This is a genomic window from Bradyrhizobium sp. USDA 3262 (assembly GCF_054060035.1).
This window is the reverse complement of sequence record NZ_JBSSCT010000001.1, coordinates 2,523,505-2,548,758: the sequence shown is the minus strand read 5'-3', so window position 1 is coordinate 2,548,758 and position 25,254 is coordinate 2,523,505. Positions and strand designations below refer to the sequence as shown.

Sequence of the window (25,254 nt, the reverse complement as noted above, 5' to 3'; positions counted from 1 at the left end):
AGAAGGTGCCCACAACATCGAGATTCCGGATCGGCGCGCGATGCGCGTCGTCCGGAATGACGGCGTGGGGCCGAGCCTAGTCTAGCCACTCGCCGCAAACAGCTCCCATGTCCCGGGCAGTCCCTTCAGCTCGAACGCGCCGCGCTCGGCGAATTTCAACCCGGCGCCCGCGACCAGATCGGTCACCACGCGTGACACCAGCACCTCGTTCGAGCCGCACTGCGACATCACGCGCGCCGCGGCGTGTACCGCTATGCCGCCGATATCCGCCCCCCTCACCTCGATCTCGCCGGTGTGCAGGCCTGCTCGCACCGGCAGGCCGATCTGCCGCGCGGCCGAGCCGAACGCCAGCGCACAGCGCACGGCGCGGCCGGGACCGTCGAAGGTCGCCAGAATGCCGTCGCCAGTGCTCTTCACCAGATGGCCGCGATGGCGGCCGACCATCTGCTGTGCGAGTTGATCGTGATCGTCGAGCAGACGTCGCCAACGATGATCTCCCATCACCGCGGCGCTTCGGGTCGAATCGACGATATCGGTGAACAGCACGGTCGCAAGCACACGGTCGAGTTCGGCATCACCACCATCGCGATGGCCGGTGACGAATTCCTCGACATCGCCGAGCATCGCCTCGGTCTCGCCGACCCAATAGTAGTGATCGCAGCCCGGATATTCCACGTATTTCGCGGCGGGGATCGAGCGCGCGACAGCACGGCCGAGCGCCACGGGAACGCGGGCATCGCCGATCCGATGCAGGACAAGCGTCGGAGTCTGGAGCATCGGCAGGATCGTCGTGACGTCGATCGCGCGATTGAGAACGAGCAGCGTCCGCAACGCTCCCGGACTGCTCGACAGCCGCTCGAATTTCGCGATCTGCGCGATCACTTCTGCATTCGTTGCCTGGCTCGGCGCGACAGTCTTGACCGTGTCGCCGGAACCCCAGTTCCGCACGATCTCGTCGCAGCGCAGCTGCCACACGTCGTCCGGCAGGCGATCCTTCGAGCGGGCAAAACTGCCGAGCAGAACGAGATGCGAAACGCGGTCCGGATAGGTCGCTGCAAACAGCACACTCATCGGACAGCCCTCGGAGAAGCCGAACAACACCGCCTTCGTGGAGCTGATGGCATCCATGATGGCCCGGACGTCGTCCATGCGCTGCTCGAGGGAGGGCGCGCCGGTCATCCGATCCGACAATCCCTGTCCGCGTTTGTCGAAGGTCACGACCCGGGCGAAGCGCGACAGGCGGCGCAGCACGGCGGTGTAGCCGGGCATCTCGTGCATGAACTCGATGTGCGAGAACAAGCCGGGGACAAGGATGATGTCGACAGGACCATCGCCCATCACCTGATAGGCGATGCTCGCGTCGGCGCTTTGCGCATAGTGCGTCTCGGGCAGTCTGAAATCCGTCATTCGAAGGCCCCCGGGCGCGCCATTGTCGCCGCTGAGGCCGGATCGATCAACCCTTCTCCGCCTCCACCGCCTGCCAGGCAATGTCGCGACGGCAGAATCCGTCCGGCCATTTGATCCGATCGACAGCCTGATAGGCGCGGTCGCGCGCCTCGGTGACCGTCTTGCCCATCGCGCAGACGTTCAGCACCCGGCCGCCATTGGCGATGATTGCGCCATCCTTCGCCACCGTGCCGGCGTGGAAGATCTCGACGCCCTCGACCTTGGCGGCGTCGTCGAGACCGTCGATCCGCGTGCCCTTGATGTAATCGCCGGGATAGCCCTTGGCCGCCATCACCACCGTCAGCGCCGGGTCCGGATACCAGCGCAGATCGAAGTTCTTCAATTGCCCGTCGATGGAGGCGAGCAGCGCCGGCACGATGTCCGACATCATCCGCAGCATCAGCACCTGGCACTCGGGATCGCCGAAGCGGACATTGTATTCGAACAGTTTTGGGCCCTGCGCGGTCAGCATCACGCCGGCATAGAGCACGCCCTTGAACGGCATGCCGCGGCTCTTCATCCCGGCCACCGTCGGCAGGATGATCCGCGCCATGATCTGGTCGTGCACCTCTGATGTCACGAACGGCGTCGGCGAATAGGCGCCCATGCCGCCGGTGTTCGGCCCCTTGTCGTGATCGAACACCCGCTTGTGGTCCTGCGCCGAGGCCAGCGGGATCGCGGTCTCGCCGTCGCACAGCGCGAAGAAGCTGATCTCGCGACCCGAGAGGAATTCCTCGATCACGACCTCGGCGCCGGCCGAGCCGAACGCGCCCTCGAACATCATCGCAATCGCGGCCTCGGCCTCGGGCAGCGTCTGTGCCACCACGACGCCCTTGCCGGCCGCAAGTCCATCGGCCTTGACCACGATCGGCGCGCCCTGGGCGCGGACATAGGCCACCGCGTCCTTCGCATTGTCGAAGCGGCGATAGGCACCGGTCGGAATGTCGAACTCGCTGCAGAGGTCCTTTGTGAAACCCTTGGAGCCCTCCAGCTGGGCGGCCTGCTTGCTCGGCCCGAACGCCTTGATGTCGACCGCGGCGAGGTCGTCGACGATCCCGGCGGCGAGCGGCGTCTCCGGACCGACCACCACCAGATCGACCGCATTGCGCCGGCAGAATTCGATCACCGCGGCGTGGTCGGCGACGTCGAGCGCGACGCATTCGGCCTCGCGCGCGATCCCGGCATTGCCCGGCGCGCACCAGAGTTTCGTCACCAGCGGGGACGCGGCGATCTTCCACGCCAGCGCATGTTCGCGGCCGCCGGAACCGAGCAGGAGGATGTTCATCTGTGTCGCCGATCAGAGGGGTTGTAACGCCATTTCGTCCGGTTTAGCACGCTCCCGAACCGCAGCAACACGCGGTTCGATCAGATGTGGATATGTGATTCGACGCCCGAAACGCGGCGTCCGGACCTTGCACACGGGGTCGAAAACCCCGATTCTATAGATCAGATGACCGCTGCTCCGAATCTCGTCAACGCGCCTGAATTCACCGTCTCGGAACTCTCCTCCGCCCTGAAGCGGACGGTGGAGGACCGCTTCGGCCATGTCCGTGTCCGCGGCGAGATTTCGGGTTTTCGCGGCCCGCATTCCTCCGGCCACTGCTATTTCGCGCTGAAGGACGAGAGCGCCAAGATCGAGGCGGTGATCTGGAAGTTCGCCCATGCCCGGATGCGCTTCAAGCCGCAGGAGGGCCTCGAGGTCATCGCCACCGGCAAGCTGACCACCTATCCGAATTCCTCGAAGTACCAGATCGTCATCGATTCGCTGGAGCCCGCCGGCGTCGGCGCGCTGATGGCGCTGATGGAGGAGCGCAAGAAGAAGCTCGCCGCCGAGGGCCTGTTCGACGAGGCCCGCAAGCAGCTCTTGCCCTGGCTGCCCGAGGTGATCGGCGTCGTCACCTCGCCGACCGGCGCCGTGATCCGCGACATCCTGCACCGGCTGGAGGACCGCTTCCCCCGCCATGTGCTGGTCTGGCCGGTCAAGGTGCAGGGCGACGGCTCGGCCGAACAGGTGGCGGCCGCGATCCGCGGCTTCAACGCGCTGCCGGAGGACGGCCGGATTCCACGGCCTGATCTCTTGATCGTCGCGCGCGGCGGCGGCTCGCTGGAGGACCTCTGGTCGTTCAACGAGGAGATCGTGGTCCGCGCCGCGGCCGAGAGCCACATCCCGCTGATCTCGGCGGTCGGCCATGAGACCGACATCACGCTGATCGACTTCGTCGCCGACAAGCGCGCGCCGACGCCGACCGCCGCCGCCGAAATGGCGGTGCCGGTGCGCAGCGAGCTGTTCGTCGAGGTTCGGGCGCTCGCCCGCCGCACCATGGTGTGCTGGCAGCGCGCCCAGGAGGCCCGCCGCAACGAGCTGCGCGCCGCGGCGCGGGCGCTGCCGGCGGCGCACGAGCTGCTGGCGATCCCGCGGCAGCGGCTCGATCATCTCGCAGCAGGGCTGCCGCGCGGGCTGAAGGCCAATACGCACGCGCATTTCCGCCGCTTTGCCGCCAGCAGTTCGCGCCTCACCATCGGCGTGCTGCGCGGCCAGATCGCCCATGCGCGGCAGCGGCTCACCGCATCCGGCGAGCGCATCACGCTGTCGGCGCGCGCGCTGCTGCATCGCCGCCGCGAGCGCTTCAGCGGGCTCGAAATCCGGCTCAAGGCCTCGAAGCTCGCCAATGCCAAGGCCCAGCGCAACGCCATCGCCCGCGACCTCGAGCGCACCCACCGCCTCGCCGAGCGCGCCCGCCGCGCATTGGTGACGACGATGCAGCGGCTCGAGGCACGCGTCGCCCATAGCGGACAGCTGCTATCGGCGCTGTCCTATCGCGGCGTGCTGGCGCGCGGCTTCGCGCTGGTGCGCGACGCGCACGGCCACGCCCTGCACTCCGCCGCGGCGGTCGGACCGAACGCCGGCCTTTCGATCGAGTTCGCCGATGGCCGCGTCGCCGCCACCGCTGACGCCAATCAGCCCCCGGCAACATTAGCGCCCGAGAGCCAGCCGAAGCCTCAGCCGCGCGAGGCAAAGCCTGCGGCGTCGAAGCGCGCCACCAAGCCGGTGGATCAGGGCAGCTTGTTCTAGCCCGGCAACAACTGTCTTAGCGCGACAGCCACTCGGCGACTTGCTTTTGCGCATCCTTGCGCGCGCCGCTATCGGTGCCGATGTGACCGCGCTCGGCGATCTCGGCATCGGAGGCCGCGACCGCGTGCAGCGGCAGGTTGGGACGGTCGAAGTCGTGATAGGCCTCGGGATAGACCACGATCCGCGCCAGCGCGCTGCGGCCGCGGGCGCCGTCGACCATCTGGTGGCAGGCCGATGATGATGTCACGTCGTCACGCGCGCCGATCAGCACCAGCGTCGGCACCCGCGCGCTCCAGCCGAGGCCGAACGAGGCGCGGCAATCCGGATAGAACGCGACCGCCGAGCGAAAATCCGGCTCGACGTTGCGCGACCACATCTGCGGCCGCACCGCCCACAGCAAAGCGGCGGCGCCGTTGCCCCAGCCGATCAGGCTGATGCGGCGCTTCGCCACCCATTTCTGCTGCACCAGCCATTGCCGCGCCGCATTGATGTCGGCGACCCGTGCACGGCGGGTCTGGACCTGATGCTCCCTGATGCGGCACTGCGGACCGAGCTCGCGCGAGCCGTAGCTGTCCGGCAGCAGTACCGCATGGCCGGTCGTCAGCAGTTGCTCGGCCCAGTCGCGATAGCGCGGCAGGACCGGCTCGGAACGGCCGGCGAGACCGCCGCAGCCATGCAGCGCGATCACGGTCGGGAACGGGCCGTCGCCATCGGGCCGGTAGAGCTGTGCGTGCAGCGTGACGTTGCCTTCGGGGATTTCGACCTGATGTGGGGCCGGAAGCGGCGCCGCGGCCGCGGCCGGCACGGCAAGCATGGCGAGGCACATGAAAACTGGCTTGAGGCGCATCCGATCCGGCCGGCTCGTTATGGCGCCGCAAACACAGCGGACCACGGCCGCAAGGCTACCATGCGCGTCCGCCGCCAAATCATCACAAGTCGGTGGTTTAACGGGCGGACATGACACCCTATCTGTGATAGACGGTTTCATCGACATCCAGACGGCCTCGTTGGAGGCAAGGCGGAGAGCTCAATCGTGCTGAACAAGTTCGGTCCCTCGGGCCATGGCGAAGCGCAGGTGCAATATCTCGACGGCGATTTCCGCGTGATCTCGCCCGGCACCTTTGTGCGTTGTGCCATCACCGACGTCCGGATTCCGCTCGACGAGCTGAAGTACTGGAGCGTCGATCTGCAGGAGGCCTACGCCACCCCGACTGCCGTGCTGCAGCGCCACCATCCCGGCGTCCTCAAGCCGCAGGCCTAGGCTCAAGGCCGGGTTCATTTGCGCAGCCTCCTGTCCCGCGCCCTGAACAGCTGATCGGCCACCAGCCGCCGCAGCGCGTCGCCATCATCGAATTGCAGCGTCACCGCGAACGGCACGATCGCCTGGGCCCAGGCCGGCATCCCGTCCGGACCACGCAACCGCGCGAGATCCTTTTCCGTCGTCACCAGCGTCAGGGCATCGCCACGCGCGTCGGCAACGAGCCGCTCGATCTCCTCCTTCGTGAAGGCATGATGATCGGCGAAAGCTTTGCTGCGCACGACGTCGACGCCGCTTGAGCGCAACGTGTTGAAGAAGCGCGCGGGATCGCCGATGCCGGCAAAGGCGAGCGCACGTGTTCCGCCCAGCGTCGCCAGCGAAGCCTGGTCCGGCTTCAGATGCGCCGACAGCACCGGCTTGCCGCGGGACGCCAGCTCGGCCGCAATCCTTTGCGCCGCGCTCCCCTCGCCGACCACGATCAACGCGTCGGTCCCGTTCCAGCTGCGGCGCCAGCGGCGCGCGCAACGGTCCGGCCGGAATCACGCGCCCATTGCCGACGCCGCGCGTGCCGTCGATCACGATCAGGCAGGTGTCCTTGAGCACGCTCGGATTCTGGAAGCCATCATCCATCAGGATCACGCTGGCATCCTGCGCGCGCGCCAGCGCCAGGCCTGCGGCGCGGTCGCGCGACACCACGACCGGCAAGCTCGCCGCCATCATCAGCGGCTCGTCGCCGACATCGGCCGCCGTGTGGCTGTCGCGATCGACCTTGACCGGGCCGCCGAGCCTGCCGCCATAGCCGCGGCTGAGCACCACCGGCCGCTCGTCAATTTCGCGCAGCAATTTTGCCAGCGCCAGCACCGTCGGCGTCTTGCCGGCGCCGCCGACATGGTAATTGCCGACGCAGACCACGGGAATGCCGGCGTCGACGCCGGATTGCCGCATGCGCCGTGCGGCGACCGCGCCGTAAAGCGCGGCAAGCGGTTGGAGCAGTTGCGATGTCCAAGACGACGGCCGGTGCCAGAAGGCCGGCTCACGCATTGGCGGCTCCCATCTCGAGCCGCAACTGCAACAGATAGGGCTCGAGAGCGGTCACCGTGCGCTCCAACGCGCCACCGAGCTGTTCGACGACGCGCTCGGAGGCGGCCAGCGACGTGTCGCGTGCCGCGGAATCGGCAAGGAACTGGCCGAGCTGCTTGACCAGCGCTTCCCGATCATCGGCGCGGCGCGCGCCGCCGGCGCGATCGAGCGCCTCATAGACATCGGTGAAGTTGAACACATGCGGGCCGTGCACGATCGCCGCGCCAAGCTTGATCGCCTCGATCGGATTCTGGCCACCATGCGAGACCAGCGAGCCGCCCATGAACACGATCGGCGCGAGGCGATAGAACAGGCCGAGCTCGCCCATCGTATCGGCGACGTAGATATCGGTGGTCGCGACCGGCAGATCCTCATGCGAGCGCAGGCCGGGGCGCAGGCCCGCCTCCGTCACCAGCCGCGCCACCGCCCCGCCGCGCGCGGCATGCCGCGGCACGATCACTGTCAGCAGGCCGGTGAAGAATCCCGCCAGCGACTTGTGCGCCTCGATCAGGATCTCTTCCTCGCCGGGATGGGTCGACGCGGCAACCACGATGGCGCGGCCGCGCGTGACCGACATCAGCCGCTCCAGCTTGGCCGGATCGGCCGGCGGCGCCGCGACGTCGAGCTTGAGGTTGCCGGTGACGACGACGTTTTGGCTGCCGAGCGCGGCAAAACGTTCGGCGTCGGTGTTCGACTGCGCGAGGCAGATGTCGAACCGTCCGAGCAGCGCGCCGATGGTGTTGGAGACCCGGCGCCAGCGCGGGAACGAGCGCTGCGACATCCGTCCGTTGATCAGCACCATCGGCAGCCGCCGCGCGGCGCTCGACAGGATCAGGTTCGGCCACAAATCGGATTCGATGAACAGCGCCAGCGACGGATGCCAGTGATCGAGGAAACGCGTCACATAACGCGGCGAGTCATACGGCACGTATTGATGGATGACGTCGGGCGGGAAGCGCTTGGCGACGATCGCGGCCGAGGTCACCGTGCCCGAGGTGAGCAGGATGCGCAGATTGAGCGCGCGCAGCCGCTCGATCAGCCCGGCCGCCGCCAGCACCTCGCCGACGCTGGCGCCGTGAATCCACACCAGCGGGCCCTGCGGCCGGGTATCGGCGCTCACGCCGCGCCGCTCGCCGACGCGTTCTGGATCCTCCTTGCCGAGCTTGAGCCGCCGCTTGATCAGGGCAGGCGCGAGCGGCACCATCGCGGACGACAGCTTGCGGTACACACGCAACGTCATCGGTAGCGAGCTAGCCAAGCGCTGCCTCCGGCCGCCCGACCGCTGCATAGGCACGTCGGGTCGCTTCGTTGAGAAGTTCCTCCACGTGCTGCCGAAGCTTTTCCATCGTCGCGGCGTCGGCATCGGGCGGCACATAGACCGGCTCAATACCTACCACTGCGCCGCGCCCGAATGGCAAATTGATGGTGGTCGAATCCCAGTTTTTCAACCGGATGAATCGGCTGGTGACCATCGCAAAGGGCATGATCGGCCGGCCGGTCTCCCGCGCCAGCATGATAGCCCCGAGGCCCGCCACCCGCGCCCGCTTCGGCACATCGGCGGTGGTGGCCATGTTGCAGCCGTCTTCCAGCGCCCGAACCATCTCCAGGAAGGCGCCGACGCCGCCCTTGCGATGGAACGCGCCGGAATGATCGCCGGAACCTCTGATCGTGCCGATGCCGAGCCGCTCCACCGCGAGGGCGTTGAATTCACCGTCGCGGTGGCGGGAGATCAGCACCTTGGCGCGGTAGCTCTCCTTGGTCTTGATGAACGGCGTCATGAAGTGCTGGCCGTGCCAGAACACGAAGATCGCCGGCATCAGGGGCTCGACGATCCCGTACACGTCATGCGGCTGGTAGCTGAAGCGGTTGGTGTACCACACCAGCCTCAGATACTCGGCCGCAAGCACACCCAGCGCGCGCTGCACGAAGCCGCTGCGCAGCAGATCGCGAAAAAGTCGTTTCAATGGGAATGCTTTGTGTCCTGCTCAGGATCGAGCAACCGGTGGAGATGAACGACGAAATAGCGCATCTGGGCGTTGTCCACGGTCTGCTGCGCCTTCGCCTTCCAGGCTGCATAGGCGGTCGCATAGTTCGGGTAGACGCCGACGATCTCGACTTCGTCCAGATTCTTGAAGGTGTTGTGCTCGAGATCGGTCAACTCGCCGCCGATCACGAGGTGAAGCAGCTGGGGCTGGGCATTGTCTGACATGATGGTGGTTTTCCTAACGAGATGCCCGGCAAACAAATGAAGTCGTGGTCGTCACAGGTCTGGTCGTCACAAGGCTGTCGCAGCAGGTCTGGTCGTCACAATCGGAAACGCGGCGCGGATCGGCGGGGCCTCACGGCAAAGGACGGCTGCGAAAATGCTCGACAATGCGTGCATGACGTTCGCGTCCTGCTGCCACCAGCACCCCATGCGTCACCTCCCGGCGATTGTACTCAATCGCGTCCCCCGAGAGCGCGGTCATCTTACCACCCGCTTCCTGCACGATCAAATTCGCGGCGGCAAGATCCCAGTCGCGGCTTTGCCCGCCGGCAAAGGCCGCGTCAAGTCGACCTTGTGCTACACGGCACAGCCGCAGCGCCAGCGATCCGATCCGCGGATAGAGCGTGATCTCGTCCGGCGTCGGGCTGAGCCGCTGCACCAGCGGCTTCGGTCCCGCCATCCGCGGAAAGTTGAAATCGGTGCCTGCGGTTGCATGCACCGCGCCGTCGTTCAGAGTGGCGCCCTGTCCGCGGGCGGCGAAGAAGAATTCCTCGCTGACCGGCGCATACACCGCCGCGAGCACCGGCGCTGCATTTTCAACCAGCGCCACACTGACGCACCAATCCTCGCGGCCGGCGAGATAAGCGCGGGTGCCGTCGATCGGATCGACGATCCAGGTGAAGCGCCTGCCAAGGCGGGTGTCGTTGTCGGCGCTCTCTTCCGACAGCCAGCCATAGCCAGGCGTTGCCGAACGCAGCTGCTGCTCCAGGAGATCGTTGACCGCGATGTCGGCCTCGGAGACCGGCGAGGACGCGCCCTTGATCCAGTTCTTCAATTCGGTGCGGAACAGCGACGATGCGAGCCGGCCCGCCTCCTGCACCGATCTGGTCAGCAAGGCGGCATCGCGCGCCTTGGTCCAGTCGTCCGTATCAGCGTCCGCCAAGCGTCAGGCCCTCGATGCGCAGCGTCGGCGAATTGACGCCGTAGCGGAATTCCAGATCGTTGGCGGCGACCAGCGACTTGAACATCGGCAGCAGATGGCCGGCGATGGTCACTTCGCTGACCGGATAGGTGATCTCGCCGTTCTCGATCCAGAAGCCGGACGCGCCACGGCTGTAATCGCCGGTCACGCCGTTGACGCCGGAGCCGATCAGGTCGGTGACATAGAAGCCCTGCTTGATGTCGGAGATCAGCTCCTTCGGCGTCACCGCACCCGGCTCGAGATGCAGATTATACGTTCCGGGCGACGGCGAGGACGACACACCGCGATGCGCATGCCCCGTCGTCACCAGGCCGAGCTCGCGCGCGGTCGCCGAATCCAGCACCCAGGTGGTGAGCACGCCCGCATCGATCAGCGCCGTCTTCTTCACCCTGACGCCCTCGGCATCGAAGGTCTGCGAGCGCAGGCCACGCACGCGCAACGGATCGTCGATGATGCGGATGTCCCTGGAGAACAGCTGCTCGCCGAGCTTGTCCTTCAGGAAGCTGGTCTTGCGCGCGATCGAGGCGCCGTTGATGGCGCCGACCAGATGGCCGACGATCGAGCCGGCGACCCGCGGATCGAACACCACCGGCACCTTGCAGGTCTCGACCTTGCGCGGATTGGACCGCGCCACCGCGCGCTCGCCGGCCTTGCGGCCGACGGTGGCAGGTGAATCGAGATCGGAGGCATGCGGCGCGCTGGTGAAATCGTAGTCGCGCTCCATGCCGGTGCCCTCACCGGAAATCGCCGTGGTCGAGATGCCGTGGCTGGAGCGCAGATAAGAACCGTGGAAGCCGGTCGACGTCACCAGCACCATGCCGCCGATCCCGGTCGAGGCCGACGCGCCGCCGGACTTGGTGACCCCCTTGACCGCGAGCGCCGCGGCCTCCGCTTCGATCGCGCGCTGCTCGAGTTCGGCCGTGCTCGGAACCTTGCGATCGAGCAGATCGAGATCGGGGAAATCGCGGGCGTGGAGCGCCGGATCGGCGAGACCGACATATTTGTCGTCCGGCGCCACGCGCGCCATCGCGACCGCACGCTCGGCAAGCTTGGCGACCCCGTCGCCGCTGACGTCATTGGTCGACACCACCGCCTGGCGCTGGCCGACGAACACCCGCAGGCCGACGTCATCGCCTTCGGAGCGCTCGGTTTCCTCGACGCGGCCATCGCGCACCTCGACGCCCTGCGAGACGCCGCGCACCGCGATGGCGTCGGCCGCATCGGCCCCCGCGCGCTTTGCGGCATCGACCAGGCGCTGCGCGAGGTCGCTCAGGCCCGATTGGTCGAACAGATCGGAGGTATCGCCGTGTCGCGATGCAGATGGTGAAGAGTTCACGAACGAATTCCTGCGGATTGAGGGGGGCCCGGAACGAGGTCGACAGATCCACCAGATGTGCCGGTTTCACAGGGATTTCAAGCACTTTGCACCGGCAGGCAACAAAGATTTGAGTGATCGGGGCAAGGCTTCGTCAATCATGCGGGCCAACCTCTTGTCAATCATGGCACAAGGTGAGGAGGGGTTAACCAGGCTTTTTAAGGGGGAACGGACATCGCTCGGCTAGGCTCTCACACAACGACTGGGAACAAAATCCCGGCGGGGAGACAGAGCTTTGAGGCGTCAAACACCAACAAGCGGAATCAATTCCGCCGGGTCGAGCTGCGCATTGCGGCTCGACCCTCTTTCCCTTCCGCTCAGCTTCCACGCGCAGGATTCGCGCGCGGATGGCGGCATGCGGCAGGTCGAGCTTCATCGCGAACATGTCGTGCTGCGCCGCGCCGTTCTCGGCATGCGGATGGCGGTCAATGTTCGCGTCAGCGACTTTCTCGGCGTCGCGGTGCGCGGCATCGACGACGCGCAGATGCTGGTGCTGGTTCACCGCGATCCCGCGCTCTCTATTCCGCTCGGCTCCAGTTCGGATGCCGACGAGATCAGCTCCGCCTGGCAGATGTGGAGCGACATCTTCCGTCTCCCGCAACTGACCGAGCCGGCGCCGCGGACGCCCTCCCCGCGCCGCCGTCGCCGCAACGCGATCCGCGCGCGGAGGCCGAAATTCCTGGTCCGCCGCCGTGGCGGCGTCAGCCTCAACGGCACCAGCGTGCATCGCGACGAGCGCGAGATCATCGCGCGGGATTAGTTTTATCGTTTCTTCGTACACAGCTCGCCTCACAACCGCTGTCGTCCCTGCGAAAGCAGGGACCCATACGCCGCAGCCGACGTTGTGGAGACGCGACTTGTCGTTCCAGCCTCGCTCAACAATGAATGTTGGTGGTTATGGGTCCCTGCTTTCGCAGGGACGACACCGAATGTGTGGTTCGGCCGGTGAGTCAGACATCCGCGTGAGGGAGCGCGGCTACGCCGCGCGCAGCACCGCGTCGACGATCAGGCTCGCGAACAGGATGAAGCCGGCGTCGCGGTTGGACTTGAAGATGCGCAGGCAGAGCGCGCCATCGCTGATGTCGAGCCGCCGGACCTGCCAGGCGAGATGCAGCGCGAACGCCGCAAGGCCGATCCAGGCGGGCCAGCGCGCTCCCGCGAGTGCGAATGCCACGCCGATCAAGAGCACGGCGAGACCATAGAAGATCACGAGCGCACGATGGGTGCGTGCACCGAACAGGCGCGCGGTGGATTTGACGCCGATCAGCGCATCATCCTCGGCGTCCTGATGGGCGTAGATGGTGTCGTAGGCGATCACCCAGGCGATCGACCCAGCATAGAGCGCAATCGCGGCCAGATCGATGCGCGCGAGTGTCACCGCAAATCCCATCAGCGCGCCGTAGGAGAAGGCGAGGCCGAGCACGACCTGCGGCCACCAGGTGATCCGCTTCATGAACGGGTAGATCGCGACGATCAGAAGCGAGGCGATGCCGGTCATCACCGCGAAGCGGTTGAACTGCAGCAGCACGAGAAGCCCGATCAGCGCCTGCAGGACCATGAAGACCACCGCCTGCGTCACCGTGACCTGCCCGGCGGGGATCGGCCGCGACCGCGTGCGTTCGACCTTGGCGTCGAGATCGCGATCGGTGATGTCATTCCAGGTGCAGCCGGCGCCGCGCATCACAAAGGCGCCGATGAAGAACAGCAGGACCACGAGCGGCAGCGAGCGGACATCCTGCGCGACGCCGGCGGCAAGCGCCGCCGACCACCAGCACGGCATCAACAGCAGCCAGGAGCCGATCGGCCGGTCGTAGCGCGCAAGCCGCAGATAGGGCCGCGACCAGACCGGCGCATGGGTATCCACCCAGTTGCCTGTGGAATCGGCAACGCGGGTGGAGACGTCGCTCATGGGTGATCCATCAACGGGTGAGGACGTTGCCGTTCAGCGTATCGAAGGTGCTGCCGCCCTTCTTGGTCGGCGTCGCTTCCGGCAGCGAGGCGGACGAGCCGAGCACGTCGCTCAAGCTCGGCCCCGCAGGCCCGCGCGGCTGCGCCGCGGCCTGCTCCGCGACATTGCAGACCTTCTTCAGCAGCGCTTCGGTATTCTTGTGCCCGGCCTTCAGCTGGTCGGCGATCTGCGGCGGAATTCCGCACTTCTGCGCGTTGGTGTCGACATATTTGATCATCTTGATCTCGGCCTGGCTGTAATTGCCGATCAGCTTGCAGGCCTCCTGGGGGCTGGCGTGGCGATCGCTCGCCGCCTTGATCGCCTTGCCGCGCTTCTCCGCATCCTCACGCAGCGGCGTGAAATTCTTCATGCAGGCGTCGGCGGCACCACCACCCGCACCTGGCGGGGGCGGCGACGACACCCCGCCGCCGGCGATGGGGGCCGCGCCACTGCTCGGAAATGCCGATGGCGTGGCACCGACCCTGGCCGCCGGCGCGCCGTTGACCGGCGGGAATGCGGAATCCGAGGCGGTTCCGGCCTGGCTTGGACGCATACCATTGACCGGCGGAAACGCGGGGTCGGACGCGGTGCCGGCCTTACCGGCCTGATTGGGCAACGGGGCCGGAAAGGCGCTCTGCGCGGCGGCTTGCCCCACGGACAGGGCGGTCGCGGCAACGGTCAGCACGATCAGTCGGCGGATCATCGAGGGTGTTTCTCCGGCAAAAGGTCCAGGCAACCCCAGCGCAACAAAAACGAAGCAACGAATTTTGGGGGCGTTTTACGATTCCTGTGAGGCCTTAACAACCCGTCGATTTGGGCGACAGCGCGGCGTAGGGCCACACCGGCCACATTAAATTGTTCCCCGATTCTAAGCCTTTAGGCTACGAACGGCGGTAAAACCGGACCATCAAATTTGCCTGAACGCGATTTTCGGCAAGGCCTCGGTTTGGATTAACGGCCGGATTGCCGCGCACGGGCGACTGAAAAGCAAAAGGGGCTGCGTGCAAGCGGCCCCTTTGGACTAAAGAAATGACTTGGTGACTGAAGCAATATATCGACGCCTCCTTACTACCCGGCCGGCGAGTTCCTGACGAGTCCGCGGGACTACGGTGTCGCATCGTTTGGTAAACCTGCCACACCGCAATGAAGCCGCCTCGGACATGCCTGAACACGATTTTCGCAGCCCCCGCCTGTTTGTCGATGCCCCGCTCGGCGCCGGCGCAACCGTTCCGCTCGCACGCGATCAGAGCAACTATCTCGGCAACGTGCTGCGGCTTAACGCCGGCGACAGCGTGCTGGTGTTCAACGGGCGTGACGGCGAATGGCGCGCGGAGATTTCCGGCCGCAAGCGGGCCGACATGCTGACGGTATCAGCACAGACCCGCGCGCAGGACCGCCTGCCCGACGTCAGCTACGTGTTCGCGCCGCTGAAGCATGCGCGGCTCGACTACATGGTGCAGAAAGCGGTCGAGATGGGCGCCGCGCGGCTGGTGCCGGTGCTGACACGCTTCACCCAGGTGTCGCGGGTCAACGGCGAGCGGATGCGCGCCAATGTGGTCGAGGCGGCCGAGCAATGCGGCATCATCTCGCTCGCCGAGGTCGCCGATCCCCTCCCCCTCGAACGTTTCCTGGCGGGGCGCGATCAGGCGCGATTGCTGGTGTTCTGCGACGAGGCCGCCGAGGTCGAAAGCCCGGTGCGGGCGCTGCAAACCGCAAAGGCTGCGAATGCCGGGATCGATGTCCTGATCGGCCCGGAAGGCGGCTTCGCCGAGGAAGAGCGCGCGCTGCTGCTGCGCCAGCCCGCCATCCTCCGCCTCGCCCTCGGCCCGCGCATCCTGCGCGCCGACACCGCCGCCGTCGCCGCGCTGGCACTGGTGCAAGCCGCACTGGGGGATTGGCGTTCTGCGTAGCCCGGATGAAGCGAAGCGCAATCCGGGAAAGCCCGTCGGCGGCGCGAGAGATGCCCCGGATTTCGCTGCGCTTCATCCGGGCTACGGCCACCCGGTTGTGGGGAACATCTGCCCCTAGCCAAGCCGTCGTAAAATCGTTAACGCACGCAATCATTAAGCCACTTGGCCGATCGCTGTCGAAACCCCGATCCGGCCATGGTAAGGGCTGCCCCGAACCACCCTTGGAACCCCCCCCCCCACCGGAACCGAATCCGGACCTATTGGACGTCGCGATGACCGAAGCTGCCGCACCACGATCCGCCGCCGGATCCGCCGTCTGGGCGGATGCGCTGCTGGCCTCGTTCGCGCAGGCCGGTTATCAGAGGTCCGAGCCCGCGATCCTGCAGCCGGCCGAGCCGTTCCTCGATCTCTCCGGCGAGGACATCCGCAAGAGCCTTTACCTGACGACGGACCCGAGCGGCGAGGAGCTCTGCCTGCGCCCGGACCTCACGATCCCGGTGGCGCGCGACTACCTCGCCTCCGCCCGCGCCGGCGAGCCCGCCGGCTTCAGCTATCTCGGCCCGGTGTTCCGCTATCGCGGCGGTGCGCCGAGCCAGTTCCTGCAGGCCGGCATCGAATCGTTCGGGCGGCAGGACCGTGCCGCGGCCGACGCCGAGATGCTGGCGCTGGCGTTGGAGGCGACCACGGCGTTCGGGTTGAAGGACGTCGAAATCCGCACCGGCGACGTCGCGCTGTTCAACGCGCTGATCGATGCGCTCGACCTCTATCCGGTGTGGCGGCGCCGGCTGATCAAGGACTTCAACCGCAAGGTCTCGCTGACCGACGACATCGAGCAGCTGACGCTCAAGACCGCGCCGGGCCGCAACGAATATGAGGGCGTGCTCGCTGCGCTGGCCGGCTCCGACCGCAAGGCGGCGCTGGCGCTGGTCACCGATCTGATGTCGATCGCCGGCACCACCAATGTCGGCGGCCGCACGGTCGCCGAGATCGCCGATCGTTTCCTCGAGCAATCGACGCTGAAGGGCGGCGCGCTGCCGCGTGACGCGGTCGCGACCATCAAGCGCTTCCTGGCGATCGCGGGCGATCCCGACGACGCGGTCGCGCAGCTGCGCGCGCTTGCCTCCGACGCCAAGCTCAATCTTGCCGCCGCGATCGACCAGCTCGAGAGCCGGATCGGCTTCATGGCCGCGCGCGGCATCGACATCCGAAAGACCCGGTTCTCCACCGCGTTCGGCCGCGGCCTCGACTACTACACCGGCTTCGAGTTCGAGCTGCACGCCAAGGGCAACGGCGCCGAGCCGCTGGTCGCCGGCGGGCGCTATGACGGGTTGATGACGCAGCTCGGCTCGGCGAGCCCGATCCCCGCGGTCGGCTTCTCGGTCTGGATCGAGGCGATGACCCGGCATGGCGAGGCCACCTGCTTCGGAGGCGCCCAATGAGCACGCCCTTCGTCGTCGCCGTGCCCTCCAAGGGGCGGCTGCAGGAAAACGCCGAAAGCTTCTTCGCCCGCGCCGGGCTGACCTTGTCGAAGGCCGGCGGCGCCCGCGACTATCGCGGCACCATCGCCGGCGTCGACAATGTCGAGATCGCCTATCTCTCGGCGAGCGAGATCGCGGCCAATCTGGCCCGCGGCTCGGTGCATCTCGGCGTCACCGGCGAGGACCTGGTGCGCGAGAGCATTCCCGATGCCGACAAGCGCGTGCTGATGATCGAAGGCCTCGGCTTCGGCTACGCCAATGTCGTGGTCGCGGTGCCGCAGGCCTGGATCGACGTCCGCACCATGGCCGACCTCGACGACGTCGCAAGCGGCTTCCGCGAGCAGCACAATCACCGCATGCGGGTGGCGACCAAATACATCAATCTGACGCGCGGCTTCTTTGCCAGGCACGGCGTCGGCGACTACCGCATCGTCGAAAGCGCCGGCGCCACCGAGGGCGCGCCCGCCGCCGGCACCGCCGAACTGATCGTCGACATCACGACGACAGGGGCGACGCTCACCGCCAACGGGCTCAAGGTGCTCGACGACGGCGTCATGTTGCGCAGCCAGGCCAACCTCGTTGCGTCGCGGGATGCCGACTGGTCGACCGGAGCCCGCGAGACCGCGCGCGTCATCCTCGACCACATCGCGGCGCGCGCCCGCGCCAGCAAGTATCGCGAGGTCCGCACCCGCTTCGCCGGCTGCAACGATGCGCTGCTGTCGGAGGCACATAACCGCTTCGGCGTCGTCGCCCCGTTCGGCGGCCCGACCTCGTCGGGCATGCTTACGCTGCACTGCCCACCGGGCAAGCTCTACGCGCTCGGCAGCTTCCTGCGCGAGCACGGCGCCGAAACCGTGTCGGTGGTGTCGCTGGACTATGTGTTCGATCGCGAGAACCCGCTGTTCGCCCGGCTTGAGGCGTTCCTGCGACAATGAGGCGGCCACGCCGTTCATGTTGGCGACAGCTGCCCTGCGGTACCATATTGTGTTCGAGGGATCTCTCGTTTTGACGCGGCTTCTTCGTGCGAGGCGGAAGGCCATTTCGCTCGAAAAACGCTCTAGTTCCGGAACCTGACCGATGATGCTGGGCTCTGACGTTTCCAGCCTGACCACGACCGCCAAGACCGCCGCCGGGCAGGGTCTGTCGATCGTCGTGCCCGTCTACAACGAGGCGGCCGGGCTTGCGGCGCTGCATGAGCGGCTGGTCAGCCTCGCCAGGACGCTGCGCGCCCGCTACGGCCTCGCCTGCGAGGTGATCTATGTCGATGACGGCAGCGCGGACAACACGCTGACGATCGCGCGCGGCCTGCCCGCCGACGGGCTCGACCTGCAGGTGGTGTCGCTGTCGCGCAATTTCGGCAAGGAGGCGGCGCTGATGGCCGGCCTCGACCATGCCCGCCGCGGCGCGGTGCTGTTCATGGACGGCGACGGCCAGCATCCGCCGACGCTCGTGGAGCAACTGGTCGCACACTGGATCGATGACGGCTACGACGTGGTCTACACGGCGAAGGCGCATCGCGACAATGAATCGGCCGCGCGGCGGCTGGCCGTACGCGGCTTCTACGCGCTGATCAACTGGGGCGCCCGGCAGCAGATCCCGGAGGATGCCGGTGACTTCCGCCTGCTGTCGCCGCGCGCGGCCGCGGCCCTGCGGCAATTGCCGGAGCGCAACCGCTTCTTCAAGGGCCTCGCCAGCTGGATCGGCTTCAGGCAGATCCGCGTCGACTACGAGCCGGCGCCGCGCGCGCATGGCGTCACCACCTTCAATGCCGGCCGGCTGATCGGCCTGTCGATCGAGGGCCTGACCTCGTTCTCGGTGGCGCCGCTGCGCTTTGCCAGCCTGCTCGGCGCGCTGCTCGCGGGCGCGGCGTTCCTGTTCGGCCTCTCGATCCTGTGGGAAGTGCTGACGACCGGCAAGCAGGTCCCCGGCTATCCGTCGCTGATGATCGGCATGATGACGATCGGCGGCGTGCAGCTGATCATGATCGGCATCGTCGGCGAATATATCGGCAAGATCCTCTCCGAGCTGAAGGCGCGGCCGATCTACTTCGTCGCCGAGCACACCGAGAAGCACGCCGACGGCGGCGCGGCGCAAAATGCCTCCGAGCGGACCGCCGCGGAATGAACACCGATACGCCGCGCCGGATCTGGCTGTGTGCTGACGATTATGGCTTGAGCGACGGCGTCAACCGCGCGATCCGCGATCTGATCGAGCGCGGGCGCCTCAATGCGACGTCGGTGATGATGGTGACGCCGGCGATCGGCCGCGATGCAGCCAGCGCGCTCACGGCGTCGGTGGCGAACAGCCCGCGCTGCGCGATCGGGCTGCATGTGACGCTGACCGCGCCGTTCCGGCCGCTGACGATGCATTTCCGCCCGCTCGACGGCGACATGTTCCTGCCCTTCCCACGGCTGCTGCGCGCCGGGTTGATGCACCGGCTCGACGCCGAACTGGTCCATGCCGAGGTGCTGGCGCAGCTCGACGCCTTCCACGATCTGTTCGGCCGCGCACCCGACTTCGTCGACGGCCACCAGCACGCGCAGCTGTTCCCGCAGGTGCGCGACGGCTTCCTGCGCGCCGTGAAGGAGCGCGCGCCCGACGCCTGGGTGCGGCAGTGCGGACGCGAAGGCCCGCTGGCGCGCCAGCTGGCGGCGCCGAAGGCGCTGGTGCTGAACGTGCTCAGCACGCAATTCCGGATCAAGGCACAGCGAGCGGGCCTGCGGTTCAATCCGGCCTTCGCCGGCGCCTATGATTTTACGCGCGGCAATGATTTCGCGGCGCTGATGCAGGGCTTCCTCGACGGCATGCCGGAGGACGGGCTCGTGATGTGCCATCCCGGTTTCGTCGACGAGACGCTGAAAAGCCTCGACCCGCTGACGACGCAGCGCGAGACCGAGCATGCCTATCTGGCAGGCGACGATTTCCCCGCGCTGCTGGCCCTGAATAAAGTTACACTGGCCTGAACCGGTCCCTACCCCGCATCAAGTGCGGGGCAGGCTTCGCTCGAAAACGCTTTAAGGTTCACGAAAAACCGCCGGTCGTATTGTCGCATACATAAATTTAATTCTGGCCCCCACTCCTTGCGCCACAAAGCCCGTCATACATCCCGGACGCGCCGATTCGATCGGCGCGATGGAGAACGCCATGACACCGCAAGAACGCCAACTGATCGACGATCTCTTCGACCGGCTCGCCAAGCTGGAGAATGCCCCGCGCGACGGCGAGGCCATGTCCGCGATCGTGCAGGGCCTGCGCAGCGCGCCGAATGCGGTCTACGCGCTGGTGCAGACCGCGCTGGTTCAGGACGAGGCGCTGAAGCGCGCCCATGACCGGATCCAGGAACTCGAGGCCGCGGTCGGCCAGCAGCAGGGAGCCCAGCAGCAGGGCGGCGGTTTCCTCGATTCGATGCGCGACGCGATCTTCGGCGGACAGGGCCAGCAGCATGGTTCGGTGCCGCCGGTGCGGGCGCCCGACATGGGCGGCCGCGATCCGGGCGGCCGCCCGGTCTGGAACTCGGGCCAGGCGATGCAGCAGGCCGGCGGCGGCTATGGCCAGCCTTACGGCCAGCCCGCGCAACCCTACGGCCAGGGCTATGGCGGCCCGCAGCCGCCGGCGTTCGGCGGTGGCGCTCCCGGTGGCGGCGGCGGTTCGTTCCTCGGCACCGCAGCGGCGGCCGCAGCCGGCGTGGTCGGCGGCGGACTGTTGCTCTCCAGCATCCGCGGCATGATGGGTGGCGGCAGCCACCAGTCGCTGGCGGACGCCAGTGGCTTGGGCGGTTCGCGTCCTTGGGGCGGCGACCAGTCGTCGAGCGACCTCGCCCGTGACGCCGGGATCAACGATGTCAGTTCGTCCGGTCGCGACAGTGATTCCGGCTCGCGCGCCGGCGCGTTCGACCAGGCGCAGGCCGACCGGGACAGTGACGATGATCAGGACGCCGACGACTTCGACAATGATGACGACGGCTTCGATGGTGGCGGCGGCGACGGTGACGACAGCAACTACGCGTAAACGCGATCGCTGAAACGACAACGGCCGCTCCAATCGAGCGGCCGTTTTGATTCCGTCGTCCCGGCGAAAGCCGGGACCCAGAACCACAACCGTGCGGGATTTGACACGGCTGGGGTTACAGCTTCTCTCAGTAACAACCGCCTGTGGTTATGGATCCCGGCTTTCGCCGGGACGACACCATCTTTGGGGCAGCTGCTTCAAAACCAACCTCACATCACGACGACCTTGGCCCCGACATTGACGCGGCCGTAGAGGTCGATGACGTCCTCGTTGCGCATCCGGATGCAGCCGGACGAGACGTTGGTGCCGATCGTCCAGGGCTCGTTGGAGCCGTGGATGCGGTAGAGCGAAGAGCCCAGATACATCGCGCGGGCGCCGAGCGGATTCTCCGGGCCGCCTTCCATGTGCCGCGGCAGGTCCGGACGGCGCGCCAGCATTTCCGGCGGCGGCGTCCAGGCCGGCCACTCCTTCTTCGCCGAGATCGTCTTCACGCCGGCCCAGGTGAAGCCGGGCCGGCCGACGCCGATGCCGTAGCGCAGCGCGCGGCCGTCGCCCTGCACCAGATAGAGAAACTTGTTCGGCGTATCGACGACGATGGTGCCGGCGCCTTCCTTGCCGGAATAGTCGACCAGCTGCTTCTCGTATCTCGGATCGAACGGACGCTGCGCGGGGTCGCCCGCGGCCTCTTCCTGCTGCCGGAGCATCTGCTGCTGCGGATCCATCGGCGGCAGCTGACGGTTGCCGTAATAGCCGGGCTGCTGCTGATACATCGGCTGCGGCGAATAACCCTGCGACGACGGTGCATCGCCGAACAGGAATTCGATGAAGCCGCCGCCCATGTTGGAGCGCTGCGGCTGCACATAGGCGGTGCGCATCGGCGGCTGTGGAGCGCCTTGATTGGCATAGATGACGGCAGGCTCGGCGGGCGCTGCCGCGTCGATCGCCATGGCGTGATGTGGAACGGCAATAAGAGAAGACGCGCCGGCGAGCAGCGCAAGCGTAGTTTTCCTGAACATCGACGTACTCTGTACTGGTTTCGTCGTGACGTGATGAGCGAGGGCGCCGACTTTGCGCCATTGCACGTGGTCAATAAGCAATGAAAACCGCATCGGTTTGGTAAACGGGTCGGCCGTTTCGATTCACCACGTCGGCAATGGAGCGCGGTTTTCCCTGACAGCGTTTATTTTGCGTGAACGGCGCGGCGACATGGTTAATCGCCGGTATCGCCGCGCTTGCGCGCTATCCGCGCAAACAGTTCCGGCGTGAACCTGACGTTAAATCCGCTCTGTTTAGAACGGACTTCAGTGAAGGGGCGGGAATGAAAATCATGTCAGTGAAGCGCAAGCGTTTTCGTGTCGAGCAGGCGATGGGCGAGGTTGTGGTGCCGGAGCCGGATGTTTCCAGCGGCGCCGATCTCGGTCCGATGCATCGCGAGATCATGGCCGAGCTTCGCTCGATCCGCGCCCAGATGGCCGCAGCACCGGCACAGCGCAGCGGCGACAGCGTCGATGCCGCGGTCGCCCGCGAAGTCGCCGAGACCCACGCGCTGCTCGAGACCTACCGTGCGCAGGTCGAACAGTGCGAGAAGCTCAAGGTCGAGCTCGATCTGATCCACGACGCGATCAGCCGCACCAAGCGCGAGATCGCCGTGCTGCACGGCAAGAGCTTCAACGGCGAGGAGATGGCCAAGGTCAATGGCGAACTCGGCGCCGTGGTCGGCGGCACCGAACAGGCCACCCAGCAGATCCTCGAGGCGGTGGAGGCGATCGACCAGGCTGCGACCGCGCTCGCGAACAACGTCACGCCCGACCAGCAGAAGCGGCTCAGCGAGGATATTCAGGAGCGCGTGGTCTCGATCTTCGAGGCCTGCAACTTCCAGGACCTCACCGGCCAGCGCATCAGCAAGGTGATGCAGACGATGAAGTTCATCGAACAGCACATCAACGAGATGATGAACATCTGGGGCGGCGTCGACGCCATCAAGTCGCACGTGCCGGCGATCGTCGATACCCGCGAGGGCGATGCCCGCCTGCTCAACGGCCCGAAGCTCGACGGCGACGCCGGCCACGCCTCGCAGGACGACATCGACGCGATGTTCAACTGAGCGCTCGCATCGGCAGAATACAAAACGCCGGCCTCGAGGGCCGGCGTTTTTGTTGAGCCATGGTCGCTCGCAGCGGGTCATCGGAGACAGACGAACCACCCGAATCGCAGCCACCACATGCAGTTTGTGCCAATTGCGACAATTGGAAATTTACTGGCAGCCTCAGCGTCGCTGACGCATACTGTGCGTGAGGGGAAATTGTCATGCGTATGCCGGGAGCCAACATTGGGTGCCGGTTGCATGGGACTTCCGGAGTAAATCCGGTCGTCCCCGCGCGGTACGTCCACTCATCACACCATCACAGGTTCGCGGCCGCTCGCCGTGCGTATCCAACGAGGGCGAACTGCCATCCCTCGCACGCTGCTGAAGCGCGAGGCCGCCTTTTGTAGCTGTGACGATGAGCGGCGGGTTTCATTCATTCGCGCTGACCGCGTCCGCCTTGTTATCGGATCACTGATTTTGGGGGGAGCCACTGGAGTACTCAACATTGGAGATTGAACATGACGCAAGGAATTGTCAGGAATACTGCAATTGCGCTCTCGACTTTCGCTTGTGCGACACTGTTCTCCGTCACCTGGTCTGAGCAGGGCGGCATTTCGGCTTCGGTCGAAAGCGCCCAGGCGCGTGTGGGCCGACCGCTGACGCCCGTGAGCGTCGCGGGCGTTGCGCGTCGCCAAACCCGGCGCGCCGCGTACGGATACGGGGTTGGCGCGGGTGTCGCCGCTACGGCAGCCGTCGCCGCAGCGGCCGCTACCGCGCCGGCCTATTCCGGCTGGGGCACAAACGATTGGACCAATTCGTATGCCGCCCAGACGGATCCCTACTTTGGCCAGCCCTACTATCCGGCACGAGCCTACCAAAGGATCAGTCCGTATTACGGATACGCCGGATGGACGGAGTACAAGGCAGCTAATGGCATCGGCTGCGAACCTGGCACGATGACGAAGATGGCTGACGGCCGCATGTACGTCTGCCAGTGACGTCGGCGCAACGGCGCTCCAGGAGGGCGGCTCGTTGAGCCGTCCTCATTCTTGATGAGGCAAATCGATCTCACGGAGCGACGGGTCGCGCCCGCCGTTGATCTACGTCAACGTCACCTCCCCCTTGCCGCTGAAGATAACCTTGGGCCGCATCTGAAGCGGCGCCATCACCTTTCGGTTCGCGTGCGATGAGGAGGATCACCATGCGTCGGACGAACATTCTCTCGACCAGGTCCGTGACGCTTGCGGGCGTTGCGGCGAGCCTCATGTTGGGGATCGCCGGTGTCGCCGTCAGTTCAGCACCGGCCAAGGCCGTGGTTTACTGCACCTATGTCGGTTATCCGCAGGGTTGCGTGGCGAGGGCGGGCGTCGTGCTCAGGCCGCGTCCGGTGGCGCGCGCCGCGGTCCGTCACAATGCGGGCGGCAACCTGAATGGCGGCGTCAATCGGGTTGGCGTGCGGCGATAAGACAGTTGTTTGCGGCGCCGGATGAATGGGTGTCGCCGCACACGCGGATCGCGAGAGGATCACTCGCGAAGAGAGACCCCTCACCCGGATTGCATCTGGCGATGCAAGCCGACCTCTCCCACAGGGGGAGAGGTGCGCCGACTGTGCGGCCCTATGTCGGCAGATAGCTCGAAGTCCCGCCGTTACGCCCTCGGGGCGCAGCGGACATAGACCATGTTGCCGTAGCGGACCCCGGCGTCCTTGTCGACGAAGCGGGTGATCATGACGCGGCCGTCGAACGAGACGATCTCGCGGTCCTGCTCGCCGGGCGTCGGTCCTGGCGGGCCGATATAGTTCTTGCCGCTCGGGGAACCCTTCAGCCGCAGTTCCTGCGGGGTGGCCTGGTCGGCCAGATGCATGATGACGCCGCCGTTCTGGCCGGCGCCGATCACGTAAGGCTGCTTGCACTGGCCGCGCGCGGCGGCCTCGGTGCGGGCGCGGTCGGCGGGATTCTGGAACGAGGCGAGACCCCAGCGGCCGACGATCTCGTCGGCGCGGATGCTTGCGGGCATTTCGGGGGCTACGCCCGGCTCGGCTGGCGCCGGCTCAGGATTCGACGACAACGACGGCAGGCTCATGCTGCCGCACGCCCCCAAGAGTGTCGTCAGCGCCGAAACAGCCGCGAACCGTGCGACCAATCGCGCGTTGAGTGACCTGATCATATGCATCCCCCGACTATGTCCCGGCCGCACCCGTCCTGCAGCCAAGCGTAAAACTTAAGGCGGAGCAATGACGTCTGACAAAATTACGTCATCGCTACGATTTGGTTTCTGGTCCACCATCCTATATTGGCCTCACCAAGGCCTTAACCCGTTTGCTTGACAGAAACTGCGCCAAGCCATATTTCCCGGCCCACAATTAGCACTCTCGCACCACGATTGCTAAGAGCGCCGGGCGTCC

24 protein-coding genes and 1 pseudogene are annotated in these 25,254 nt (G+C 66.4%); 12 read left to right on the top strand and 13 right to left on the bottom strand.

Going from position 1 to position 25,254, the window contains the following annotated elements:
* Window positions 1–81: 81 nt before the first annotated feature.
* Window positions 82–1,407, bottom strand: coding sequence for an adenylate/guanylate cyclase domain-containing protein (locus tag ACVWYP_RS11880; protein WP_304498763.1), 1,326 nt, complete (start codon window positions 1,405–1,407; stop codon window positions 82–84).
* Window positions 1,408–1,453: 46 nt separating this feature from the next.
* Window positions 1,454–2,731 carry a phosphoribosylamine--glycine ligase gene (gene purD, locus ACVWYP_RS11875; protein ID WP_304498762.1) on the bottom strand — a complete coding sequence of 426 codons (1,278 nt, stop codon included), beginning with the start codon at window positions 2,729–2,731 and terminating at the stop codon, window positions 1,454–1,456.
* A gap of 165 nt (window positions 2,732–2,896) precedes the next feature.
* Here purD and xseA point away from each other — a divergent pair, with 165 nt between their 5' ends.
* On the top strand, window positions 2,897–4,519 hold the full coding sequence (xseA, locus tag ACVWYP_RS11870) for an exodeoxyribonuclease VII large subunit (protein ID WP_304498761.1): 1,623 nt from the start codon (window positions 2,897–2,899) through the stop codon (window positions 4,517–4,519).
* Window positions 4,520–4,535: 16 nt separating this feature from the next.
* Here xseA and ACVWYP_RS11865 read toward each other — a convergent pair whose 3' ends face one another.
* Window positions 4,536–5,366, bottom strand: a complete 831-nt coding sequence (locus ACVWYP_RS11865; protein WP_304498760.1) for a dienelactone hydrolase family protein — start codon at window positions 5,364–5,366, stop codon at window positions 4,536–4,538.
* A gap of 186 nt (window positions 5,367–5,552) precedes the next feature.
* On the opposite strand from ACVWYP_RS11865, the gene ACVWYP_RS11860 reads away from it, so the two are divergent.
* Entirely contained in the window at window positions 5,553–5,780 is a 228-nt protein-coding gene (locus ACVWYP_RS11860) for a DUF2093 domain-containing protein (RefSeq protein ID WP_016848019.1), read from the top strand.
* Window positions 5,781–5,794: 14 nt separating this feature from the next.
* Here the strand turns inward: ACVWYP_RS11860 and lpxK are convergent.
* The 6 genes and pseudogenes from lpxK to ACVWYP_RS11830 all read right to left on the bottom strand — a co-directional run bounded on the left by lpxK (window position 5,795) and on the right by ACVWYP_RS11830 (window position 11,381).
* Window positions 5,795–6,818: pseudogene (lpxK, locus tag ACVWYP_RS11855) on the bottom strand (tetraacyldisaccharide 4'-kinase).
* A complete protein-coding gene (locus tag ACVWYP_RS11850; protein ID WP_304498758.1) occupies window positions 6,811–8,145 on the bottom strand; it encodes a 3-deoxy-D-manno-octulosonic acid transferase in 1,335 nt (444 codons plus the stop codon). The pseudogene lpxK and the gene ACVWYP_RS11850 overlap by 8 nt, the downstream one beginning before the upstream one ends.
* The gene (locus ACVWYP_RS11845; protein ID WP_028341079.1) at window positions 8,108–8,821 is read right to left on the bottom strand and encodes a lysophospholipid acyltransferase family protein; all 714 of its coding nucleotides are present in this window, start codon (window positions 8,819–8,821) and stop codon (window positions 8,108–8,110) included. Before ACVWYP_RS11845 ends, ACVWYP_RS11850 begins: the two co-directional genes overlap by 38 nt.
* Window positions 8,818–9,066: a DUF4170 domain-containing protein gene (locus tag ACVWYP_RS11840; protein ID WP_016848023.1), complete on the bottom strand. Its 249-nt coding sequence runs from the start codon at window positions 9,064–9,066 to the stop codon at window positions 8,818–8,820. The genes ACVWYP_RS11845 and ACVWYP_RS11840 overlap by 4 nt, the downstream gene beginning before the upstream one ends.
* 130 nt (window positions 9,067–9,196) lie before the next feature.
* Window positions 9,197–10,006 (bottom strand): 3'(2'),5'-bisphosphate nucleotidase CysQ, encoded by an 810-nt coding sequence (locus ACVWYP_RS11835; protein ID WP_304498757.1) that lies wholly within the window; start codon window positions 10,004–10,006, stop codon window positions 9,197–9,199.
* Window positions 9,993–11,381, bottom strand: a complete 1,389-nt coding sequence (locus ACVWYP_RS11830; protein ID WP_028341081.1) for a TldD/PmbA family protein — start codon at window positions 11,379–11,381, stop codon at window positions 9,993–9,995. The genes ACVWYP_RS11835 and ACVWYP_RS11830 overlap by 14 nt, the downstream gene beginning before the upstream one ends.
* 274 nt (window positions 11,382–11,655) lie before the next feature.
* On the opposite strand from ACVWYP_RS11830, the gene ACVWYP_RS11825 reads away from it, so the two are divergent.
* Window positions 11,656–12,180: a DUF6101 family protein gene (locus ACVWYP_RS11825; protein WP_304498756.1), complete on the top strand. Its 525-nt coding sequence runs from the start codon at window positions 11,656–11,658 to the stop codon at window positions 12,178–12,180.
* Between the two features lie 216 nt (window positions 12,181–12,396).
* On the opposite strand, the gene ubiA is transcribed toward ACVWYP_RS11825, so the two are convergent.
* Entirely contained in the window at window positions 12,397–13,329 is a 933-nt protein-coding gene (ubiA, locus tag ACVWYP_RS11820; protein ID WP_304498755.1) for a 4-hydroxybenzoate octaprenyltransferase, read from the bottom strand.
* A gap of 10 nt (window positions 13,330–13,339) precedes the next feature.
* The gene (locus ACVWYP_RS11815) at window positions 13,340–14,071 is read right to left on the bottom strand and encodes a hypothetical protein (protein WP_028341084.1); all 732 of its coding nucleotides are present in this window, start codon (window positions 14,069–14,071) and stop codon (window positions 13,340–13,342) included.
* A 457-nt stretch (window positions 14,072–14,528) separates the two neighbouring features.
* Here ACVWYP_RS11815 and ACVWYP_RS11810 point away from each other — a divergent pair, with 457 nt between their 5' ends.
* The 6 genes from ACVWYP_RS11810 (at window position 14,529) to ACVWYP_RS11785 (ending at window position 20,764) form a co-directional block, all read left to right on the top strand.
* Window positions 14,529–15,278, top strand: coding sequence for a 16S rRNA (uracil(1498)-N(3))-methyltransferase (locus tag ACVWYP_RS11810; protein ID WP_304498754.1), 750 nt, complete (start codon window positions 14,529–14,531; stop codon window positions 15,276–15,278).
* 272 nt (window positions 15,279–15,550) lie between these two features.
* On the top strand, window positions 15,551–16,717 hold the full coding sequence (locus ACVWYP_RS11805; protein WP_304498753.1) for an ATP phosphoribosyltransferase regulatory subunit: 1,167 nt from the start codon (window positions 15,551–15,553) through the stop codon (window positions 16,715–16,717).
* Window positions 16,714–17,691 carry an ATP phosphoribosyltransferase gene (gene hisG / locus ACVWYP_RS11800; protein ID WP_016848035.1) on the top strand — a complete coding sequence of 326 codons (978 nt, stop codon included), beginning with the start codon at window positions 16,714–16,716 and terminating at the stop codon, window positions 17,689–17,691. Before ACVWYP_RS11805 ends, hisG begins: the two co-directional genes overlap by 4 nt.
* Before the next feature lie 142 nt (window positions 17,692–17,833).
* A complete protein-coding gene (locus ACVWYP_RS11795; protein WP_028341088.1) occupies window positions 17,834–18,880 on the top strand; it encodes a glycosyltransferase family 2 protein in 1,047 nt (348 codons plus the stop codon).
* Window positions 18,877–19,719, top strand: a complete 843-nt coding sequence (locus ACVWYP_RS11790; protein ID WP_304498752.1) for a ChbG/HpnK family deacetylase — start codon at window positions 18,877–18,879, stop codon at window positions 19,717–19,719. The genes ACVWYP_RS11795 and ACVWYP_RS11790 overlap by 4 nt, the downstream gene beginning before the upstream one ends.
* A gap of 181 nt (window positions 19,720–19,900) precedes the next feature.
* On the top strand, window positions 19,901–20,764 hold the full coding sequence (locus tag ACVWYP_RS11785) for a DUF2076 domain-containing protein (protein WP_411784775.1): 864 nt from the start codon (window positions 19,901–19,903) through the stop codon (window positions 20,762–20,764).
* Between the two features lie 209 nt (window positions 20,765–20,973).
* Here ACVWYP_RS11785 and ACVWYP_RS11780 read toward each other — a convergent pair whose 3' ends face one another.
* Window positions 20,974–21,780: a L,D-transpeptidase family protein gene (locus ACVWYP_RS11780; RefSeq protein ID WP_304498750.1), complete on the bottom strand. Its 807-nt coding sequence runs from the start codon at window positions 21,778–21,780 to the stop codon at window positions 20,974–20,976.
* Between the two features lie 311 nt (window positions 21,781–22,091).
* On the opposite strand from ACVWYP_RS11780, the gene ACVWYP_RS11775 reads away from it, so the two are divergent.
* The 3 genes from ACVWYP_RS11775 to ACVWYP_RS11765 all read left to right on the top strand — a co-directional run bounded on the left by ACVWYP_RS11775 (window position 22,092) and on the right by ACVWYP_RS11765 (window position 24,315).
* Window positions 22,092–22,868: a protein phosphatase CheZ gene (locus tag ACVWYP_RS11775; RefSeq protein WP_304498749.1), complete on the top strand. Its 777-nt coding sequence runs from the start codon at window positions 22,092–22,094 to the stop codon at window positions 22,866–22,868.
* 500 nt (window positions 22,869–23,368) lie between these two features.
* Window positions 23,369–23,848, top strand: coding sequence for a hypothetical protein (locus tag ACVWYP_RS11770; RefSeq protein WP_245288728.1), 480 nt, complete (start codon window positions 23,369–23,371; stop codon window positions 23,846–23,848).
* Window positions 23,849–24,051: 203 nt separating this feature from the next.
* Complete coding sequence (locus ACVWYP_RS11765) at window positions 24,052–24,315, top strand: hypothetical protein (RefSeq protein WP_028341093.1); 264 nt, start codon at window positions 24,052–24,054, stop codon at window positions 24,313–24,315.
* 182 nt (window positions 24,316–24,497) lie between these two features.
* On the opposite strand, the gene ACVWYP_RS11760 is transcribed toward ACVWYP_RS11765, so the two are convergent.
* Entirely contained in the window at window positions 24,498–25,016 is a 519-nt protein-coding gene (locus ACVWYP_RS11760) for a hypothetical protein (protein WP_028341094.1), read from the bottom strand.
* Between the last annotated feature and the right edge of the window lie 238 nt (window positions 25,017–25,254).

What these genes read in the sequence shown, in the direction of transcription:
- ACVWYP_RS11880 (WP_304498763.1), bottom strand. Translation starts at nt 1,407, where the DNA reads ATGACGGATTTCAGACTGCCCGAGACGCACTATGCGCAAAGCGCCGAC.
- purD (WP_304498762.1), bottom strand. Translation starts at nt 2,731, where the DNA reads ATGAACATCCTCCTGCTCGGTTCCGGCGGCCGCGAACATGCGCTGGCG.
- xseA (WP_304498761.1), top strand. Translation starts at nt 2,897, where the DNA reads ATGACCGCTGCTCCGAATCTCGTCAACGCGCCTGAATTCACCGTCTCG.
- ACVWYP_RS11865 (WP_304498760.1), bottom strand. Translation starts at nt 5,366, where the DNA reads ATGCGCCTCAAGCCAGTTTTCATGTGCCTCGCCATGCTTGCCGTGCCG.
- ACVWYP_RS11850 (WP_304498758.1), bottom strand. Translation starts at nt 8,145, where the DNA reads ATGCAGCGGTCGGGCGGCCGGAGGCAGCGCTTGGCTAGCTCGCTACCG.
- ACVWYP_RS11840 (WP_016848023.1), bottom strand. Translation starts at nt 9,066, where the DNA reads ATGTCAGACAATGCCCAGCCCCAGCTGCTTCACCTCGTGATCGGCGGC.
- ubiA (WP_304498755.1), bottom strand. Translation starts at nt 13,329, where the DNA reads ATGAGCGACGTCTCCACCCGCGTTGCCGATTCCACAGGCAACTGGGTG.
- ACVWYP_RS11815 (WP_028341084.1), bottom strand. Translation starts at nt 14,071, where the DNA reads ATGATCCGCCGACTGATCGTGCTGACCGTTGCCGCGACCGCCCTGTCC.
- ACVWYP_RS11810 (WP_304498754.1), top strand. Translation starts at nt 14,529, where the DNA reads ATGCCTGAACACGATTTTCGCAGCCCCCGCCTGTTTGTCGATGCCCCG.
- ACVWYP_RS11805 (WP_304498753.1), top strand. Translation starts at nt 15,551, where the DNA reads ATGACCGAAGCTGCCGCACCACGATCCGCCGCCGGATCCGCCGTCTGG.
- hisG (WP_016848035.1), top strand. Translation starts at nt 16,714, where the DNA reads ATGAGCACGCCCTTCGTCGTCGCCGTGCCCTCCAAGGGGCGGCTGCAG.
- ACVWYP_RS11795 (WP_028341088.1), top strand. Translation starts at nt 17,834, where the DNA reads ATGATGCTGGGCTCTGACGTTTCCAGCCTGACCACGACCGCCAAGACC.
- ACVWYP_RS11790 (WP_304498752.1), top strand. Translation starts at nt 18,877, where the DNA reads ATGAACACCGATACGCCGCGCCGGATCTGGCTGTGTGCTGACGATTAT.
- ACVWYP_RS11785 (WP_411784775.1), top strand. Translation starts at nt 19,901, where the DNA reads ATGACACCGCAAGAACGCCAACTGATCGACGATCTCTTCGACCGGCTC.
- ACVWYP_RS11780 (WP_304498750.1), bottom strand. Translation starts at nt 21,780, where the DNA reads ATGTTCAGGAAAACTACGCTTGCGCTGCTCGCCGGCGCGTCTTCTCTT.
- ACVWYP_RS11775 (WP_304498749.1), top strand. Translation starts at nt 22,092, where the DNA reads ATGTCAGTGAAGCGCAAGCGTTTTCGTGTCGAGCAGGCGATGGGCGAG.
- ACVWYP_RS11770 (WP_245288728.1), top strand. Translation starts at nt 23,369, where the DNA reads ATGACGCAAGGAATTGTCAGGAATACTGCAATTGCGCTCTCGACTTTC.
- ACVWYP_RS11765 (WP_028341093.1), top strand. Translation starts at nt 24,052, where the DNA reads ATGCGTCGGACGAACATTCTCTCGACCAGGTCCGTGACGCTTGCGGGC.
- ACVWYP_RS11760 (WP_028341094.1), bottom strand. Translation starts at nt 25,016, where the DNA reads ATGATCAGGTCACTCAACGCGCGATTGGTCGCACGGTTCGCGGCTGTT.